Origin of the sequence: Leclercia barmai (assembly GCF_049312895.1) — a bacterium.
GTDB classification, from domain to species: Bacteria; Pseudomonadota; Gammaproteobacteria; order Enterobacterales; family Enterobacteriaceae; genus Enterobacter; species Enterobacter barmai.
This window is the reverse complement of record NZ_JBMNWZ010000002.1, coordinates 231,214-248,139: the sequence shown is the minus strand read 5'-3', so window position 1 is coordinate 248,139 and position 16,926 is coordinate 231,214. Positions and strand designations below refer to the sequence as shown.

19 protein-coding genes are annotated in these 16,926 nt (G+C 54.4%); 11 read left to right on the top strand and 8 right to left on the bottom strand.

All coding sequences use genetic code 11. From position 1 onward, the window contains the following. The first annotated feature begins 123 nt into the window (after positions 1-123). Positions 124-1,005, top strand: a complete 882-nt coding sequence (gene htpX, locus ACOYA6_RS09545; protein WP_039030798.1) for a protease HtpX — start codon at positions 124-126, stop codon at positions 1,003-1,005. Positions 1,006-1,052: 47 nt separating this feature from the next. Here the strand turns inward: htpX and ACOYA6_RS09540 are convergent, their stop codons facing one another. Beyond that, positions 1,053-2,426: an MFS transporter gene (locus ACOYA6_RS09540; protein WP_138369335.1), complete on the bottom strand. Its 1,374-nt coding sequence runs from the start codon at positions 2,424-2,426 to the stop codon at positions 1,053-1,055. A 178-nt stretch (positions 2,427-2,604) separates the two neighbouring features. Between ACOYA6_RS09540 and kdgR the strand changes: the two genes are divergently transcribed. Beyond that, positions 2,605-3,396 carry a DNA-binding transcriptional regulator KdgR gene (gene kdgR / locus ACOYA6_RS09535; RefSeq protein WP_039030796.1) on the top strand — a complete coding sequence of 264 codons (792 nt, stop codon included), beginning with the start codon at positions 2,605-2,607 and terminating at the stop codon, positions 3,394-3,396. A gap of 54 nt (positions 3,397-3,450) precedes the next feature. On the opposite strand, the gene ACOYA6_RS09530 is transcribed toward kdgR, so the two are convergent. After that, positions 3,451-3,690 (bottom strand): YobH family protein, encoded by a 240-nt coding sequence (locus ACOYA6_RS09530; protein WP_039030918.1) that lies wholly within the window; start codon positions 3,688-3,690, stop codon positions 3,451-3,453. Between the two features lie 158 nt (positions 3,691-3,848). Here ACOYA6_RS09530 and mgrB point away from each other — a divergent pair, with 158 nt between their 5' ends. From mgrB to rlmA, 7 genes are all read left to right on the top strand, one after another. Continuing rightward, on the top strand, positions 3,849-3,992 hold the full coding sequence (mgrB, locus tag ACOYA6_RS09525) for a PhoP/PhoQ regulatory lipoprotein MgrB (protein WP_039030795.1): 144 nt from the start codon (positions 3,849-3,851) through the stop codon (positions 3,990-3,992). A 73-nt stretch (positions 3,993-4,065) separates the two neighbouring features. Further along, positions 4,066-4,356, top strand: a complete 291-nt coding sequence (locus tag ACOYA6_RS09520) for a YebO family protein (RefSeq protein WP_039030794.1) — start codon at positions 4,066-4,068, stop codon at positions 4,354-4,356. A gap of 19 nt (positions 4,357-4,375) precedes the next feature. After that, positions 4,376-5,365, top strand: a complete 990-nt coding sequence (locus ACOYA6_RS09515) for an MBL fold metallo-hydrolase (protein ID WP_422654596.1) — start codon at positions 4,376-4,378, stop codon at positions 5,363-5,365. Positions 5,366-5,892: 527 nt separating this feature from the next. Then, positions 5,893-6,036, top strand: coding sequence for a DUF2627 domain-containing protein (locus tag ACOYA6_RS09510; RefSeq protein ID WP_072036694.1), 144 nt, complete (start codon positions 5,893-5,895; stop codon positions 6,034-6,036). Between the two features lie 12 nt (positions 6,037-6,048). After that, a complete protein-coding gene (gene cspE / locus ACOYA6_RS09505; protein ID WP_001062678.1) occupies positions 6,049-6,258 on the top strand; it encodes a transcription antiterminator/RNA stability regulator CspE in 210 nt (69 codons plus the stop codon). A 219-nt stretch (positions 6,259-6,477) separates the two neighbouring features. Next, positions 6,478-8,196 (top strand): peptidoglycan glycosyltransferase FtsI, encoded by a 1,719-nt coding sequence (gene ftsI / locus ACOYA6_RS09500; RefSeq protein WP_422654595.1) that lies wholly within the window; start codon positions 6,478-6,480, stop codon positions 8,194-8,196. 63 nt (positions 8,197-8,259) lie between these two features. Then, positions 8,260-9,075, top strand: a complete 816-nt coding sequence (gene rlmA, locus ACOYA6_RS09495) for a 23S rRNA (guanine(745)-N(1))-methyltransferase (RefSeq protein WP_422654594.1) — start codon at positions 8,260-8,262, stop codon at positions 9,073-9,075. On the opposite strand, the gene mntP is transcribed toward rlmA, so the two are convergent. From mntP to manX, 5 genes are all read right to left on the bottom strand, one after another. After that, positions 9,072-9,635: a manganese efflux pump MntP gene (gene mntP / locus ACOYA6_RS09490; protein ID WP_138369404.1), complete on the bottom strand. Its 564-nt coding sequence runs from the start codon at positions 9,633-9,635 to the stop codon at positions 9,072-9,074. The two genes, rlmA and mntP, sit on opposite strands and share 4 nt — an antisense overlap. Positions 9,636-10,025: 390 nt before the next feature. Further along, a complete protein-coding gene (locus ACOYA6_RS09485) occupies positions 10,026-10,484 on the bottom strand; it encodes a DUF986 family protein (protein ID WP_422654593.1) in 459 nt (152 codons plus the stop codon). Positions 10,485-10,542: 58 nt separating this feature from the next. Further along, entirely contained in the window at positions 10,543-11,394 is an 852-nt protein-coding gene (locus ACOYA6_RS09480) for a PTS mannose transporter subunit IID (RefSeq protein WP_039030789.1), read from the bottom strand. Positions 11,395-11,406: 12 nt separating this feature from the next. Continuing rightward, positions 11,407-12,204 carry a PTS mannose/fructose/sorbose transporter subunit IIC gene (locus tag ACOYA6_RS09475; protein WP_039030788.1) on the bottom strand — a complete coding sequence of 266 codons (798 nt, stop codon included), beginning with the start codon at positions 12,202-12,204 and terminating at the stop codon, positions 11,407-11,409. A 58-nt stretch (positions 12,205-12,262) separates the two neighbouring features. After that, positions 12,263-13,240, bottom strand: coding sequence for a PTS mannose transporter subunit IIAB (manX, locus tag ACOYA6_RS09470; protein ID WP_039030787.1), 978 nt, complete (start codon positions 13,238-13,240; stop codon positions 12,263-12,265). Between the two features lie 317 nt (positions 13,241-13,557). Here manX and ACOYA6_RS09465 point away from each other — a divergent pair, with 317 nt between their 5' ends. Next, positions 13,558-13,716, top strand: coding sequence for a protein YoaL (locus ACOYA6_RS09465; RefSeq protein WP_375540626.1), 159 nt, complete (start codon positions 13,558-13,560; stop codon positions 13,714-13,716). Further along, positions 13,704-15,263 carry a CNNM family cation transport protein YoaE gene (gene yoaE / locus ACOYA6_RS09460; RefSeq protein WP_039030786.1) on the top strand — a complete coding sequence of 520 codons (1,560 nt, stop codon included), beginning with the start codon at positions 13,704-13,706 and terminating at the stop codon, positions 15,261-15,263. The genes ACOYA6_RS09465 and yoaE overlap by 13 nt, the downstream gene beginning before the upstream one ends. Here the strand turns inward: yoaE and ACOYA6_RS09455 are convergent, their stop codons facing one another. After that, a complete protein-coding gene (locus ACOYA6_RS09455; RefSeq protein ID WP_422654592.1) occupies positions 15,264-16,856 on the bottom strand; it encodes an EAL domain-containing protein in 1,593 nt (530 codons plus the stop codon). It lies immediately after the preceding gene. Positions 16,857-16,926: the final 70 nt, after the last annotated feature.

The following is a 16,926-nucleotide window of genomic DNA, read 5'->3' as shown; positions in this document are numbered from 1 at the left end:
ATTATGTAAAGTTGTGTCTTTCTGGTGACTTACGCCTCTCCAATCCTTGAAAATATGCGGAATACCCATACGATGTGGGTAATCGCATAGTGCGTTTTGTTAAACTGAGGTTAAAAGAATATTATGATGCGAATCGCGCTCTTCCTGCTCACCAACCTTGCGGTCATGGTGGTCTTCGGGGTGGTTCTCAGCCTGACAGGAATTCAGTCGAGCAGCGTTCAAGGTTTGTTGATTATGGCGCTGCTGTTTGGTTTTGGTGGCTCCTTTATCTCACTGCTGATGTCCAAGTGGATGGCACTTAAGTCCGTTGGCGGCGAGGTTATTGAGCAACCGCGTAACGATATGGAACAGTGGCTGATGACCACCGTTGCCAACCAGTCCCGTCAGGCAGGTATTGCCATGCCGCAGGTGGCAATTTATCACGCCCCGGATATTAACGCCTTCGCCACCGGTGCGCGTCGTGACGCCTCTCTGGTTGCGGTGAGCACCGGTCTGCTGCAGAACATGAGCCGTGATGAGGCGGAAGCAGTTATCGCCCATGAGATCAGCCACATTGCCAACGGCGATATGGTGACCATGACCCTGATTCAGGGTGTGGTCAACACCTTCGTTATCTTCATTTCTCGTATCATTGCCCAGATCGCCGCAGGCTTTATGGGTGGCGATCGTGAGGAAGGCGAGTCGAGCAACGGTAACCCGCTGATCTACTTTGCGGTCTCAATGGTACTGGAACTGGTATTTGGTATCCTGGCGAGCATCATCACCATGTGGTTCTCCCGTCACCGTGAGTTCCACGCTGATGCAGGTTCCGCCAAACTGGTTGGCCGTGAGAAGATGATTGCTGCGCTGCAGCGTCTGAAAACCAGCTACGAGCCGCAGGAAGCCTCAACCATGATGGCCTTCTGCATCAACGGTAAATCGAAATCGCTGAGCGAGCTGTTCATGTCTCACCCGCCGCTGGATAAGCGTATTGAAGCGCTGCGTAACGGTGAATACCTGAAGTAACAGCTTCGGCTGGATAATAAAAAAGCGCGTCTTTCGACGCGCTTTTTTTATGCCTGCGAACGAGGTTGGGTGACCCTGAGTCCGCTGATGATGGCCGCGACGGTGGCCAGCGTGCCGGCGGTCAACAGCGCCATGTGCGTGCCGCTTTGCCCGGCAAGGTTGAACATCAACGCCACCAGCGCCGCGCCGGTACTCTGTCCCAGCAGGCGGGCGGTGCCCAGCATCCCGCTGGCACCACCGCTGCGATGGCGGGGAGCGGCGGTGATAATGGTGTGGTTATTCGGCGACTGGAAGAGGCCAAAGCCTGCCCCACACAGCACCATGCGCCAGATGATATCCAGATCGTGAGGCGCTGCAGGCAGCAGGGCAAGCGCGAAAAGTCCTGTTGCCATCACCACCAACCCCAGCGCACCCAGTAATCCGGCATGTACCCGCTCAATCAGATAACCCGCCAGCGGCGCCATCACCATTGTTGCCAGCGGCCAGGGCGTTAACAGCAGACCCGTTTCCACTTCCGAGCGACCAATGACGCTTTGCAGGAAGAAGGGCAGGGAGACCAGGGCCAGCATCTGCGCGCAGAAGGAGCAGATGGAGGTACAGATCGATAGCGAGAAGAGCGGGATACGCAACAGGTCCACCGGCAGTAACGGCACCGGCAGCGCCAGCTGACGGCGCACGAAGAAGAAGCCGACCACCAGCAGCGCCACGACCTCGCCCGCTATCAACATAAGCGACTGGCCCTGGGCAAACCCGCTCAGGGCGGTGATCAGCAGGCCAAAGGTGAGGGCGTTCATCACCGCGCTCGGGAGGTCGAATTTGGGCATGCTGCTTTTCGGCCCGTTGGCGGGTAAAAAGCGCAGGGCGAACAGCAACGCCACGATCCCCAGCGGAACGTTGATTAGAAACAGCCACTGCCAGGAAGCTACGGAGAGGATCGCTGCGGCGATGGTCGGGCCCGCCGCAGACGACACGGCAACGATAAAGGAGTTAATCCCCATGCCCCGGCCCAGATGCCGCTGCGGGTAGATCAGACGAATCAACGCCGTATTCACGCTCATCAACGCCGCGCCGCCAAAGCCCTGCGCGATGCGCGCCAGGGTCAGCATGTGTAGCGTGTCCGAAAGGGCACAAAAGAGAGACGTCAGGGTAAATACCACCAGCCCGCACTGATAGACCCGGCGGTAACCAAACATATCCCCGAGAAAAGAGAATGATAGCAGCGAGATGACAATGGCTATCTGGTAGGCGTTCACAATCCAGATCGAGCTGGCGGGGGAGGCATTCAGGTCGCTGGCAATAGTCGGGAGAGCCACGTTGGCGATGGCGCCATCCAGTACAGCCATTGAAATACCGATAATAATGGTCGCAATCGCACCATAGCGTTGCGGTATCGGCAGGCCGTCAGTGGGGGTTGTAGTCATGAGAATTAATTAGCATTGGAGGTTATTATTAACAGGGTAACGATATTATCACTGTTATTTCGGTTGTATGTCGCAGATTTGTAACCAGGTAAGCCAGGATTGATTGCAGCAACGCGGCTGCGAATTTATAATAAAAACCGGTTCTGAATTTTATAAAACACTTGCGTTGAGGTGATTAATGGCAATCGCGGATTTGGATAAACAGCCAGATTCTGTTTCATCCGTGTTAAAGGTGTTCGGCATCCTGCAGGCGCTTGGTGAAGAGCGCGAAATTGGTATTACTGAGCTGTCCCAGCGTGTGATGATGTCAAAAAGCACCGTTTATCGCTTTTTACAGACCATGAAATCACTGGGTTATGTTGCACAGGAAGGGGAGTCTGAAAAGTACTCTCTGACCCTGAAGTTATTTGAACTGGGCGCGCGCGCGCTACAGAACGTCGACCTGATCCGCAGCGCAGATATTCAGATGCGTGAACTGTCGCGTCTGACGAAAGAGACGGTGCACCTGGGGGCGCTGGATGAAGACAGTATCGTCTATATCCATAAAATCGACTCTATGTACAACCTGCGCATGTATTCACGCATTGGTCGTCGCAACCCGCTGTACAGTACCGCTATCGGTAAAGTCCTGCTGGCATGGCGCGACCGTGACGAAGTGAAGCAGATCCTCGAGAACGTGGAATACAAACGCAGCACCGAACGCACTATTACCACCACCGAGGAGCTGTTGCAGGTGCTGGATAAAGTGCGTGAGCAGGGTTATGGCGAAGATAACCAGGAGCAGGAAGAAGGCTTGCGCTGCATCGGCGTACCTGTCTTTGACCGTTTCGGTGTGGTGATCGCCGGCCTGAGTATCTCCTTCCCGACGCTGCGTTTCTCTGAAGAGCATCTGCACGAGTACGTAGAAATGCTGCACACGGCGGCGCGTAAGATTTCTGAGCAGATGGGTTACAACGACTATCCGTTCTGATTGTTAGCGCCATAAAAAAACGCTGCCTGATGGCGGCGTTTTTTATGTATTGAATCAGCCGTTATCGATGACGGTCTCGGTTTTTCTCAGCAGCGGGCAGCGGGACAGCCCAATGAAGCCGCTGTCTGAATGAATATACTGCGCCGTGCTGATGCCACGCGCGGTAAGATACTGGCACTGAATACCCAGCCCACCCGCATTCTCTTTACTGCCGGTCAGCACGCCGTAGCCTGCGAGCAGCAAACCCGTCCAGACGAGTGCTATAACAATCAATGTGCGAATAAAAAAGCGCATCATTACCTCATTTTTTGAATAACTGCCGCTTAGGGTAATCGATACAATCACTTTAACAAGTATATGATTCCGAAAGCATCGCCTTCACGTTACAGTTAGGCATGGTTTAAGTTGCGCATGATAACCTGGCATCAGGCAGTTAGGGTACGGAGAGTGGAGTGAAAAAAATACGCTGGGTTATTCTGGTCTTAGTGTTGCTGGCCTGTGTTTTACTCTGGACGCAGACCATTAACGTGATGTGCGATCAGGATGTACAGTTCTTTAGCGGTATTTGTTCTATCAATAAGTTTATCCCCTGGTAGCTGTCATTTTTATCGCAAATGATTTCCTTCCTTAACGCGAGTGGTAAAATGAGCGTTTTTATTGGGGGGTGAAATGGGTGAGTTAGTGAATTCCGGGATGTTCAGCGTGGCATCTCTGGCAATCTCGGTCGTGCTGCTGGTTGTGGGCCTGGTGCTGTGGTTTTTTGTGAATCGTGCAAGCTCCCGTACCAGCGAGCAGATTGAGCTGCTGGAGAAGTTGGTCGACCTGCAGAAACGACAGAATGTCCTGCTGCGTCGCCTGTGCGAAGCCAATGAGCCGGAAGAGAAAGAAGCACCAAAAGCGCCAGAAGTGACGGCTGACAGCCAGGACGATGACTTTATTCGTCTGGTAGCCGAACGCTAATCCGTTAAGGGAGGTGTGTGTGGCCTGGAGTAATCCCTGGTATAACGCCTCCCTCGCGCATCATACCCCGCATGGCTTTCGCAATACGAATGACTCTGGTCATCAACCCGGCGACGTTGAACGCTGGCGCAAAGAGCGCAAAGCTGCCGGATTGCCAAAACCCCCAGCAGAAGGCTACGACGCCTTTATCCGCCAGTGGTGGCAGCCTGTCACCTTGAATACCCTCGAAGAAGACGGTGTCTGGTGGCTGGGACACGCCAGCCTGCTGTTACGCCTGAGCGGAAAGTACATCCTTACCGATCCGGTCTTTTCCCGGCGCGCCTCGCCGGTATCCTTTGCCGGGCCGACACGAAAAACGCCTCCGGTAACGAGCGTCGCGGCGCTACCGTCACTCGATGCCGTCGTCATTTCCCATAATCATTTTGATCATCTCGACTCCGCAACGGTGCGCCAGCTTTTGCGACGCTTCCCGCAGCTCACTTTTTTTGTGCCCTTAGGACTGGGCGCCTGGTGTCGCCGTCGGGGGGCGAAACAGGTTATTGAGCTGGACTGGTGGCAAAGCTACGTTTTCGAAGGGGTGGTGTTTACGGCGGTTCCCGCGCAGCACTGGAGCATGCGTAGCCTCTGGGATCGTAATCGCTCGTTATGGTGCGGCTGGGTCTTTGAAGGACAAAACCAGCGCTTCTGGTTCAGCGGCGATACCGGTTATACTCCGGAGCTCCTGACCATCCCCGAACGGCTGGGAAAACTGGATACCGTTGCCATACCTGTAGGGGCGTACGCACCACGTTGGTTCATGTCGGTGCATCATATGGATCCGCAGTCGGCGGTGGCGCTTTGGCAGCAGTTGAGCATGCCGCGGGCGATCCCGATCCACTGGGGGGTATTTGAACTGGCAGATGAATCCCTGGATGAGCCTGTAAAAGAGTTGGCTCAGGCACTTAAGAATATATCTTTACCCGGCGATAACTTTCAGCCTCTTCGTATTGGTCAATATTTATCCTTATAAACTATTATGTGTTCGCTTAGTACTTATTCTGTATTAAACCGACGCGGGTCATATTTTATTTTAATCGAAACGTTTTGATTGCCTTTTTTTGAAGCAGGTTCATAAAAATATCATTATTTTGGTGCATGGCGACTTTCAGGGTCAGGGTGTATATAACTTAAACAAGCGAAGCGATATAGTCTGTTTTTTTACTGATAAACAAATGCCTGCCGTTGCGATCAAATCAGCATAACTTTTTACCAAATGTTCTAATGGAAATAGATGTTGCAGGAAATCCGCCTTGCTTGCTGGACGATACGAAGTTATTGGTCTAAGGTAAAAAAGTCTTTGATAACAGCGTCTACCCTGACGGTCACTGATCGAGCAACATACGGGCCAGCTATACACATAAGTGGATTACTGTGCAGATTGTGGCAAATCAGTCCCTGAATTTGTGCGGCTGATCGAGACACGTTTAAAAATGGCTTGCCATTATTTAAGTTGTGTGTGATAACACGGTTTGGGTCAAACGAGGTACAGTTCTGTTTATGTGTGGCATTTTCAGTATAGAAGTCCTGAGTAAACACGTTGTCGTTGAATACCGCTTCTCTGCCGAACCTTATATTAGTGCCTCATGCAGTAATGTCTCAGTTTTATCTAGTGAATGCCCGCGGGCGAAGAAATCATTCTAAGGAATTTTGCAAATGGCAAAGATTAAAGGTCAAGTTAAGTGGTTCAACGAGTCTAAAGGTTTTGGTTTCATTACTCCTGCTGACGGCAGCAAAGATGTATTCGTACATTTCTCTGCAATCCAGGGTAACGGCTTCAAAACTCTGGCTGAAGGCCAGAACGTTGAGTTCGAAATTCAGGACGGCCAGAAAGGTCCGGCTGCTGTTAACGTAACCGCTATCTGATCGAACCCCTGCCTGATCTGAAGCGTTCCGACGTTTCAGTTGCAGAGATATAAAGCCTCGCTTATGCGGGGCTTTTTAATGTATGTTTTTCAAAGTGTTACCACATGCGTCTCTGTTAGCAGTTTGTTTCAAAGCTGCGAGAGTATTAGCATTGTTTTCACCCCTCCAGCTCATATTTGCCGTTAAATCAGGGCGTTGTTACCAACCCCTGGAGCCCTGGTGAAAAAGAAACCCGTCAACCCCGCAGCAAACTTCACTCCGTTACGTTTTGCTCTTCTCTGCATGGTCATTCTTGGTAGTCTGCTCTTTCTTCTGGGCCGCGTCGCCTGGCTGCAGATCGTCAAGCCCGACCCGCTGGTTAAGCAGGAGGACATGCGCTCGCTGCGGGAAGTGGCGATTAACGCCCCCCGGGGAATGATAATGGACAGGGAAGGGCGGCCGCTGGCCGTGAGCGTGCCGGTGCAGGCGGTGTGGGCCGATCCCAAAACGGTGCTGGCAAAAGGAGGCGTCGGGTATGACGATCGCTGGCAGGCGCTAGCCAGTGCGCTGCATCTGTCGCTCCCCACGCTGGCGGCGCGTATCAAAGGCAATCCGCACGGCCGGTTTATCTATCTCGCCCGCCAGGTTGACCCCTCTCAGGCTAAGTGGATCGAGAAGCTCCGGCTGCCGGGGATCAGCCTGCGCGATGAGTCCCGGCGTTTTTACCCGGCCGGTCACGTGGCAGCCAACCTTATCGGCTTCACTAACATCGACGGGCAGGGCATAGAGGGGATCGAAAAAAGCTTTAATGCCCAGCTCACCGGTAAACCCGGCCTGCGACGCGTGCGCGAAGATCGCTTTGGGCGTGTGATCGAAAACATCACCGAAGTCCCGCCCGTTCCGGCGCACAATATCCAGTTAAGCATTGACGAGCGACTGCAGACCATCACGGAAGATGCCCTGGACAACGCCGTGGCCTGGAATAAAGCGGAGTCGGGGGCGGCGGTGCTGATCAACGTTCAGACCGGCGAGATCCTGGCGATGGCCAGCTTCCCGGATTTCAACCCCAATAACCGTGAAGGCGCCACGCTGAACGATTTTCGCAATCGCGCCATCAGCGACACCTTTGAACCGGGCTCAACCGTCAAGCCGCTGGTGCTGATGACCGCCCTTCAGCAGGGGCTGGTGCAGCCGGACAGCGTTATTGATACGCATCCCTACACCCTGGCCGGACACCGTATCCGCGACGTCGGTTACTACCCGGAGCTGACGCTGACCGGCATTTTGCAAAAATCGAGCGACACGGGCGTATCACGCCTCTCGCTGGCGATGCCGATCCAGCGCCTGCTGGACACCTACCACGGGTTTGGCTTTGGCCGCTCCACCGGTCTGGGGTTAACGGGGGAGAGCAGCGGCCTGCTGCCGGAGCGTAAATTCTGGAGCCAGCTCGATCGCGCCACCTTCGCGTTTGGTTACGGACTGATGGTCACCCCGTTGCAGCTGGCGCACGTCTACGCCACCATCGGCAGCTACGGCCTGGAGCGTCCGCTATCTATCACCCGCATCGATCCGCCGGTTGTCGGCACCCAGGTCATGCCTGCGTCGATTGTGCAGGAGGTGGAACATATGATGGAGAGTGTGGCCCTGCCGGGCGGGGGCGGGATCAAAGCGGCAGTGCGTGATTACCGGGTGGCGGTGAAAACCGGTACCGCGAAGAAAATTGATGATGCCGGCAACTATGTCGACAAATACGTGGCTTATACTGCGGGCGTCGCGCCGGCCAGCAAGCCTGTCTTTGCCCTGGCGGTAGTGATTAACGATCCGCAAAACGGAGCCTATTACGGCGGGGCGGTCTCGGCGCCTGTATTCAGCCAGATCATGGGCGACGTGCTGCGCATCGAAAACATCAAGCCGGATGGACTCCCGGCCGACTCAAGCCATCTAATCGTAATGCGTTAAGGCCGTTTTATAGCGGGGCGATTAGCGGTACACTTTCGCCCTTTATGATTGCCCGGAGTTACCATGACCTTCTGCTGTCCTCTTTGCCACGCGCCGCTGGCGCAAACGGATAAAAGTTACGCCTGCCCGCAGGGGCACCGGTTCGATATGGCGAAAGAGGGCTACGTCAATCTGCTGCCGGTGCAGCATAAGCGGTCGCGCGATCCGGGCGACAGCGCAGAGATGATGCAGGCGCGCAGAGCCTTCCTTGATGCCGGTCACTATCAGCCCCTGCGTGATGCGGTCGCCGAAAAGCTGGCGGCGTTATTGCCCGATGGCGCGACGTCGATACTTGATATTGGCTGCGGCGAAGGTTACTACACGGCCGCTTTTGCACAAACCGCGCAGGAGAAGGGCGCAACGACCTTTGGTCTGGACGTCTCGAAATCCGCTATCCGCGCCGCGGCAAAACGCTACTCGCAGGTGACTTTCTGCGTGGCATCCAGTCACCGTCTGCCGTTTGAAGAGAACAGCATGGAGGCGGTCGTTCGCATTTACGCTCCCTGCAAGGGTGAAGAGCTGGCGCGGGTAGTTAAAGAGGGCGGATGGGTTATTACCGTTACGCCAGGGCCGCGCCATCTGATGGAGCTGAAAGGGTTGATTTACGACGAGGTTCTGCTGCATGCGCCGCATTCGGAGCAGCTGACGGGTTTTGCGCTCAGAGAAGAGCAGTCGCTGGGCTATGGCATGTCGTTGAGCGGAGAAGAGGCGGTGGCGCTGTTACAGATGACGCCTTTCGCGTGGCGGGCAAAACCGGAGGTGTGGGAAGCCCTGGCAAAACAGGAACATTTCAGCTGCCAGACAGATTTCAGTCTCCACTGCTGGCAGCGAGTCAGTTAACCGGCGAAGTGGCTCCACATAATCTGTGCGCCAATACCGATCAACACGATACCGCCGAGGATCTCGGCGCGTTTCCCTAACAGCGGGCCGATAAACCGGCCAATCATCATCCCGAGGGTGGACATGATAAAGGTCGCGCAGCCAATCGCCAGCGCGGTGGCAATAATGTTCACCTGCAGGAACGCCAGCCCCACGCCGACGGCCATTGCATCCAGACTGGTGGCAATTGCCGTGGTCACCAGCAGCCAGAAGCCGTGACGGTGGATGGGCTCTTCTTCATCGACATCATTACGAATGCCTTCGATAACCATACGTCCGCCGAGGAAGGTCAGCAGGATAAAGGCGATCCAGTGGTTCCACTCCAGCACGAACTGGCTGGCGAGCATCCCCAGTCCCCAGCCAATCAGCGGAGTCAGGGTTTCGATAGCACCAAAGATAAGACCGGTACGCAGGGCTTCAGAGAACTTAGGTTTATGCAGCGTGGCGCCTTTACCCATGGAGGCGGCAAACGCGTCCATCGACATGCCAAAGGCCAGAAGAAGTGTTGCAGAGAGGTTCATAGATGCGTCCAGACCGGGAATATCCATATGACACATCACTGCCCCCAGTAAACAGCAGTAGATGCATCTATGGTCTCGCCTGACCCCTCTGCGTAGTGCAGAAACAATCCGTACGTGCCACGTTTTGCAACGAGTATGTTGACACGCACATTTCCGGCAAACCGGAAATCGGCTACTCCCCAACGACGGGCGCAACCTTAACATATTTTGAGAATATAAAACAACAACAGGAATGTATTATTCAGTTTACTTATTGATAACGATTTTCATTTAGATTTTGTTGTGAAAATAACGTTAATAATAAGGCGTGAATTTCGTGAAATAATATAGCCATGGCTATATGGCATTGCTAAATATTTGTCCAGATATAGCCAGTGCTATTATTCTATCTCATTGAGTTTTAACAAGTAATCTGTATATGTTCTCCAGATCGTCAATATTCCGTACCCGGATAAGCAGGCGTCGCTGCTCTAATTGCATTACCAGCACGCCATCTTCCGATAAATTCATCTCTTTAATGCGGTTATATTCTATCCAGACGTTGGCGAAAAAGAATCCAGTGGATTTGAAGATTATTTTCGGGGCCCGGATCCAGAAGAGATAAAACCCCATTAATGCCAGGGCACATAATAACCATGTGGTCAGTAATGCTCCCTGACTCATCACGTTGTTATAAATAAGGATCATCAGCAGGCCGGTAAAGATGATGCCGTCAACGCGACCGCGGCGCAGAAGGGGGATTGAGAGTAGCGTCGCGCCGTTGCGGCGGGGCATGATCAATTCGTCGTAGATGGCATACGCCAGAAGGGCAACAATAAAAACAACCAGTACGATGTCCGTGATCGTCATTCATCCTCCGGATAAAAAAAACGGGGGCCTTCATGCCCCCGGTGTATTCAGTTAAAACTTACAGACCCAGCAGACCGATCGCGTAACCAACGATACCGATAACGAAGAAGCCGACGATGATCCACAGCGCGTTCACTTTCTTACGCAGCAGCCACATACAGGCGAAGGTCAGCAGCAGCGGCACCAGGCCCGGCATCAGCTGGTCCAGGATGGTTTGCACGGTGGTCACACGGGTCTGGCCATCCTGGCCGGTGATGGTTGATACCACCAGCGGGATATTCACGTGCGTCCACTTGTTCACCAGCGCCCCCATGACAAACAGGCCGAGGATTGACGCCCCCTCAGTCAGTTTCTGCAGGAAGCCGCCGCCCATATCCTGAACGATATCCACGCCCTTACGGTAGCCGTACGCCACGCCGTAGTAGCGGGTGGCCAGGCGCACCACGTTGAACAGGATAAAGAACAGCAGAGGCCCGAGCAGGCTACCGCTCATGGCGATACCGGCACCGAGTGCAGCGAAGACCGGACGCACGGTACCCCAGAAGATTGGGTCACCCACGCCTGCCAGCGGCCCCATCAGACCCACTTTGATACCGTTGATGGCACCATCGTCAATCTCTGCGCCGTTGGCACGCTGCTCTTCCATCGCAAGCGTTACGCCCAGAACCGGCGCCGCAACGTAAGGATGGGTGTTGAAGAATTCCAGGTGACGCTTAATCGCCTGACGACGCGCTTCGTTATTCTCCGGATACAGACGTTTGATTGCCGGCACCATGGAGAAGCAGAAGCCCAGCGCCTGCATACGTTCGAAGTTCCATGAACCCTGGAACAGGTTTGAACGGATGAACACGCCACGAATATCACCCGGAGTCAGTTTTTTCTGAGGGGTAGTTTTAGTCATATCAACCATTTCGCTCACCTGCTAGTCCAGTTCGTTATCGAGATCGTTATTACCAGCAACCTGCGCTGTACCGGCTACGCGGTTATATTTCGGGCTGAGCTGGATGTAGAGGATAGCCATTACCGCACCAATCACGCCCAGTGCTACCAGGTTGAAGTTGGTGAAGGCCGCAGTAACAAAGCCGAGGTAGAAGAACGGCATCAGGTAGCCTGCGCGCATCATGTTGATGACCATCGCATAACCAACGACCACGATCATGCCGCCTGCAATGTTCAGACCGCTGGTGACCACTTCTGGAATGGCGTTCAGCATGCCCTGAACTTCGCTGGTGCCGACGGAGATTGCCACGATGACCGCCGGGATAGCGATACGCATGGCCTGCAGGAACAGGGACGAAACGTGGATCCAAGACAGTGCCGTCAGGTTGCCATTTTCCGCCGCCTTATCTGCCGCATGCTGGAAAGCGACGGTGATAGTACGCACGATGATGGTCAGTACCTGGCCTGCTGCTGCCAGTGGGATAGCCAGCGCAATACCGGCACCGATGTTCTGGTGGCCGGCGATAACCAGCACGGTAGAGATGATGGAGGCGAGAGCCGCATCGGGCGCTACAGCCGCACCGATGTTCATCCAGCCGAGGGCGATCATTTCCAGGGTACCACCGATGATGATACCGGTTTTCATATCGCCGAGAACGGCGCCGATTAACGTACAGGCGACCAGCGGACGGTGAAACTGAAATTCATCTAGTACGGATTCCATACCCGCTATACACGCGACGATGAACACCAGCACAATCTGAAGAGTGGTAATCTCCATTGTACTTCTCCTATAGCTTAAACAGACTTAAGTGTGAAATTTGTCAACCAGCTCCGGCTTATTTCGCCACTTTGCTGATCAGATCCATCATTTTCAGTTTCTGGTCGGTAGAGACTTTACGCACTTCAAGCTCAATCCCGCGATCGTTGAGTTTTTTGAACGCTTCAATGTCTTTCTCGTCCACCGACACGGCATTGTTCACCTGCGTTTTGCCCTGACGGTAAGCCATACCACCGATGTTAACGGAGGTGATCTTCACCCCTTCTTCAACAATACGTTCGACGTCGGTTGGGTTGGTAAACAGCAGCATCACGCGCTCACCCGCATATTTCGGGTTGTTGTAAACGCGGATCATTTTGGCGACGTCCACCACGTGGGCGGTTACGCCCGGCGGAGCGACCTGAGTAAGGAGGGTTTTGCGAACCGTATCGGCGGCGACTTCATCGCTGACGACAATGATGCGCTGCACGTTGGTCTCTTTGGTCCAGCGGGTGGCGACCTGACCATGGATCAAACGGTCGTCGATACGCGCGAGGCCAATCTGCATATAATCATTGGGGCCCATTGGCTTAAGCGGGGTGGCGGTTTTCGCGACGGCAGCAGGGGCGGCGGCAGCGACAGGAGCGGCTTTTTCAACCGGTTTCGCTTTCAGCGCTTTCACGCCTTCGCGACCGGTTTCGACGGCCAGCGCAACCAGCTCGTCAAAGCTCGGGTTGTCGTCACGGGCCATCAGCGTCTCAACCAGCATCGGGATGTTGACCCCGGCCACGACTTCATGCAGCTCTTTATCAACCACAATGCGGCTTGCGGCGTTGAACGGACTGCCGCCCCATGTGTCAACAAGGAACAGCACGCCGCTGCTGGTGTCCAGCTTTGCCAGCTGAGCGGTATACTTCTCTATCAGTGTCTCGGCGTTTTCACCGGGAACGAAATCGATCCAGCCGACGTTTTCCTGTTCGCCTAAAAGCATTTCTGCGGTTTTAAGTAACTGCTCTGCAGCCCAACCATGTGTGCCTATAACAATAGCAATAGTCACTTGCTACCTCCTTTTATTATCGTTAACGCCCCCGGGTGAGAAGAGCATTAGAGATCATCTTCGAAAGAACGAATCGATTCAGATAAGGGTTAGAGTTCAATTAACTAATTCTTACGCGATTTATTTTAGACATCGAAAAAATAATTTATGTGATGAAGATCCGTAATTTAGCCTAAGCAGATGAGATATTTCTGTGATCAAAAAAAGCCCTGAAACATCTGTTTGCAAAGGAAAGTAAATCTTTGCCAAAAAGCACAGGTCTCTGATATGTTTACCATCCGTTTAATTGTCAGGAGTATTGGGCAGCAGCCCACTGTATGGACCGTCACCGACGCCAGTCACACACCCGGCCAGCTCTGGCCAGCCTAATCGGCGATTCGCGCCACTCACTGTTTACGTCTTTTACCGCTTCGCCCGCATCTTTCGCGGCGCCGTTTTGCCATTCCTTTAGCAGGAGCTTGTCATGGAATTCTTAATGGACCCGCAAATCTGGGTAGGATTGCTCACGCTGGTGGTGCTTGAGATCGTTCTCGGCATCGATAACCTGGTGTTTATCGCTATCCTTGCGGATAAACTTCCGCCTAAACAACGTGATAAAGCACGTTTAATCGGTCTGTCGCTGGCGCTGATTATGCGTCTTGCGCTGCTGTCGGTGATCTCGTGGATGGTTACGCTTACGCAACCTCTGTTCACCGCTTTCGACTTCACCTTCTCAGGGCGTGACCTGATCATGCTGCTGGGGGGTATATTCCTGTTGTTCAAGGCCACAACCGAACTCCATGAACGGCTGGAAAACCGCCAGCATGATGATGGACACGGCAAAGGCTACGCCAGCTTCTGGGTGGTGGTACTGCAAATCGTGGTGCTGGACGCCGTCTTCTCCCTCGACGCGGTGATTACCGCCGTCGGTATGGTTAACCACCTGCCGGTGATGATGGCTGCTGTGATCATTGCGATGGCGGTGATGCTGCTCGCCTCGAAACCATTGACTCGATTCGTCAACCAGCATCCGACCGTCGTGGTGCTCTGTCTGAGCTTCCTGTTGATGATTGGTCTGAGCCTGGTTGCAGAAGGTTTCGGCTTCCATATTCCGAAAGGCTATCTGTACGCCGCAATTGGTTTCTCCATCATTATAGAGATGTTTAACCAGATTGCCCGTCGCAACTTTATTCGCCAGCAGTCGAACCAGCCGCTGCGTGCCCGTACCGCTGATGCGATTCTGCGTCTGATGGGTGGCCGCCGCGAAGCCAAAGCGCAGCAGGACAGCGAAAACCATGTCCCTGTGCCGGTGCCGGAAGGTGCCTTCGTTGAAGAAGAGCGCTATATGATCAACGGCGTGCTGTCGCTGGCCTCGCGCTCCCTGCGCGGCATTATGACTCCGCGCGGTGAAATCAGCTGGGTTGATGCCAGCCTGAGCGTGTCGGAAATCCGCCAGCAGCTGCTCTCCTCCCCGCACAGCCTGTTCCCGGTGTGTCGCGGTGAACTGGATGAGATTATCGGCGTGGTGCGTGCGAAGGAGATGCTGGTGGCGCTGGAAGAGGGTGCAAACGTTGAAGCCATTGCCGCCGCGTCGCCTGCTATCGTGGTACCGGAAACGCTCGACCCGATCAACCTACTTGGCGTGCTGCGCCGTGCCCGCGGCAGCTTTGTTATCGTCACCAACGAGTTTGGCGTGGTGCAGGGTCTTGTAACCCCGCTTGACGTGCTGGAAGCCATCGCCGGTGAGTTCCCGGATGCCGACGAAACGCCGGAAATCATCAACGATAACGATGGCTGGCTGGTGAAAGGCACCACGGATCTGCACGCGCTGCAGCATACCCTGGGGCTGGAACACCTCACCAACCATGATGAAGATATCGCGACGGTTGCCGGCCTGGTGATTGCTGTAAACGGTCAGATCCCGCGTATGGGTGATGTACTGGAATTACCGCCGCTGAAGATAACGATCGTGACCGCCAATGATTACCGCGTTGACCTGGTGCGCATTGTTAAAGAGCAGTCCGCCCACGACGAAGAAGAGTAATCAGGATATCGACGGCATCATATCGCCGTTGTGAGAGGCTGGCGGAGGTGAACTCTCCGCCAGCCATTGCGGGAAATCCCGCAGCGGCATGGGCCGCGCGTACAAGAACCCCTGCAGTATATTCACGCCGTGCAGGCGCAGATGACTCGCCTGATCGCTGGTTTCCACCCCTTCAGCCACCAGTTCAATATCCAGACGCTGAGCCAGGGCAATAATAATGTCCGTCACCGTCGAGTTGACGGCGTCAGTGCCGATGGCGGCCGTAAAGGATTTATCAATTTTCAGCACCTCGGGATTGAGCTTCTCCAGCCACGAGAGCGAACTGCTGCCGGTACCAAAATCGTCAATCGCCAGCTTCACCCCTTTCTGATGCAGCTCCTCCACCATGTTGAAATCCATCTCCATCAGCGTATCGCGCTCGGTTAATTCAATGACCAACTGCTGCGCGGGCTCGGCGCTGAACCAGACGCGGTTCAGGTCGTGAAGGAGCTCGCCGCCGCGAAAATGGCTGGCGGCCACGTTGATCCCAATATGAAAGCCCGGTGCGGTTGGGAACATCGCCAGATGCCGGACGGTTTCGATGAGTACGTAGCGGGTGAGGGGCACAATCAGGTTATGCTCCTCCGCCAGCGGGATAAAGATATCCGGGGCGATCCACCCCTGGCGCGGATTGTTCCAGCGCAGAAGAATTTCCACGCCGATGCAATCCTGTTTTTTCGCATCGATCAGCGGCTGGCAGAAAAGCTCAAACTCACCGGACGCCAGACCAAAGTTGATCTCCCGGGTAAAGCTCATGCGACTGGCGGTGGCAAGCCAGGCGATATACCCCACCAGCATGCTGAAGATCACCGCCAGCGGCAGCTGTGACGGCAGCGTTTTAAGCGCCAGCGCGGTGAGCCCCGGGCCGTTAACGGTGATGGTGAAAGGAAAGTTAGTTGAGGCCTGCTGGTAGATGTTGTCGTCATCGCCGAATACCAGCGAATCCGTGAGCTGGCGCTCATGATTCAGATGCTTATCGCCCACGGTAAGATTAACGTCACTGATTATTGGTAGTTGGGGCTCCAGCAGCAGCCTGGCGATAAGCTCGATATTCACAATCTCAATCACCCCGTCTTCACTTTTGCCGGGCAGCGGATACCACTGGATCAGCACCGGATTACCCTGCAAAAACGGCTGATCGGCGGTAAGCAGCAGTAAAGGCTGGGAAGAGGGGAGCTGGGGCTGGAACTGGCTGATGGGAAGATCGCGATTGCCGAACATGCTTGAGCAGTAAAGCACGCCGTCCTTAATCAGGCCGATCGAGCGGACGGTTTGCAGAGTCGCGGCCTGTTTGCGCAGTAAAAAATTGACCTCCACGCAGGGCAGGCCAATCAGGGGTTGCACCACGTCGCGCCCGGTTTCCAGCGGCTGCAGGATCTTGTCCAGGGTGTCGACAGCGTGGGATACAAAGGCAACGGTGGACTGCTGGTTTACATTGCGCTGCGAAATGAAGCCAATAATTAGCGTGCAAACGAGGGTAGAGAGTGACAGCACAAGGCAGACGATTATCCGTTTGCGGCGATAATTTTTAATTATCCTGTGAGCTGTTTGCATGCCACGGCCACCCGAAGAGCCACTGGCGTGAGTGCCCGTGGCAACCTGGCTATTGTAGTAGGCATTATTT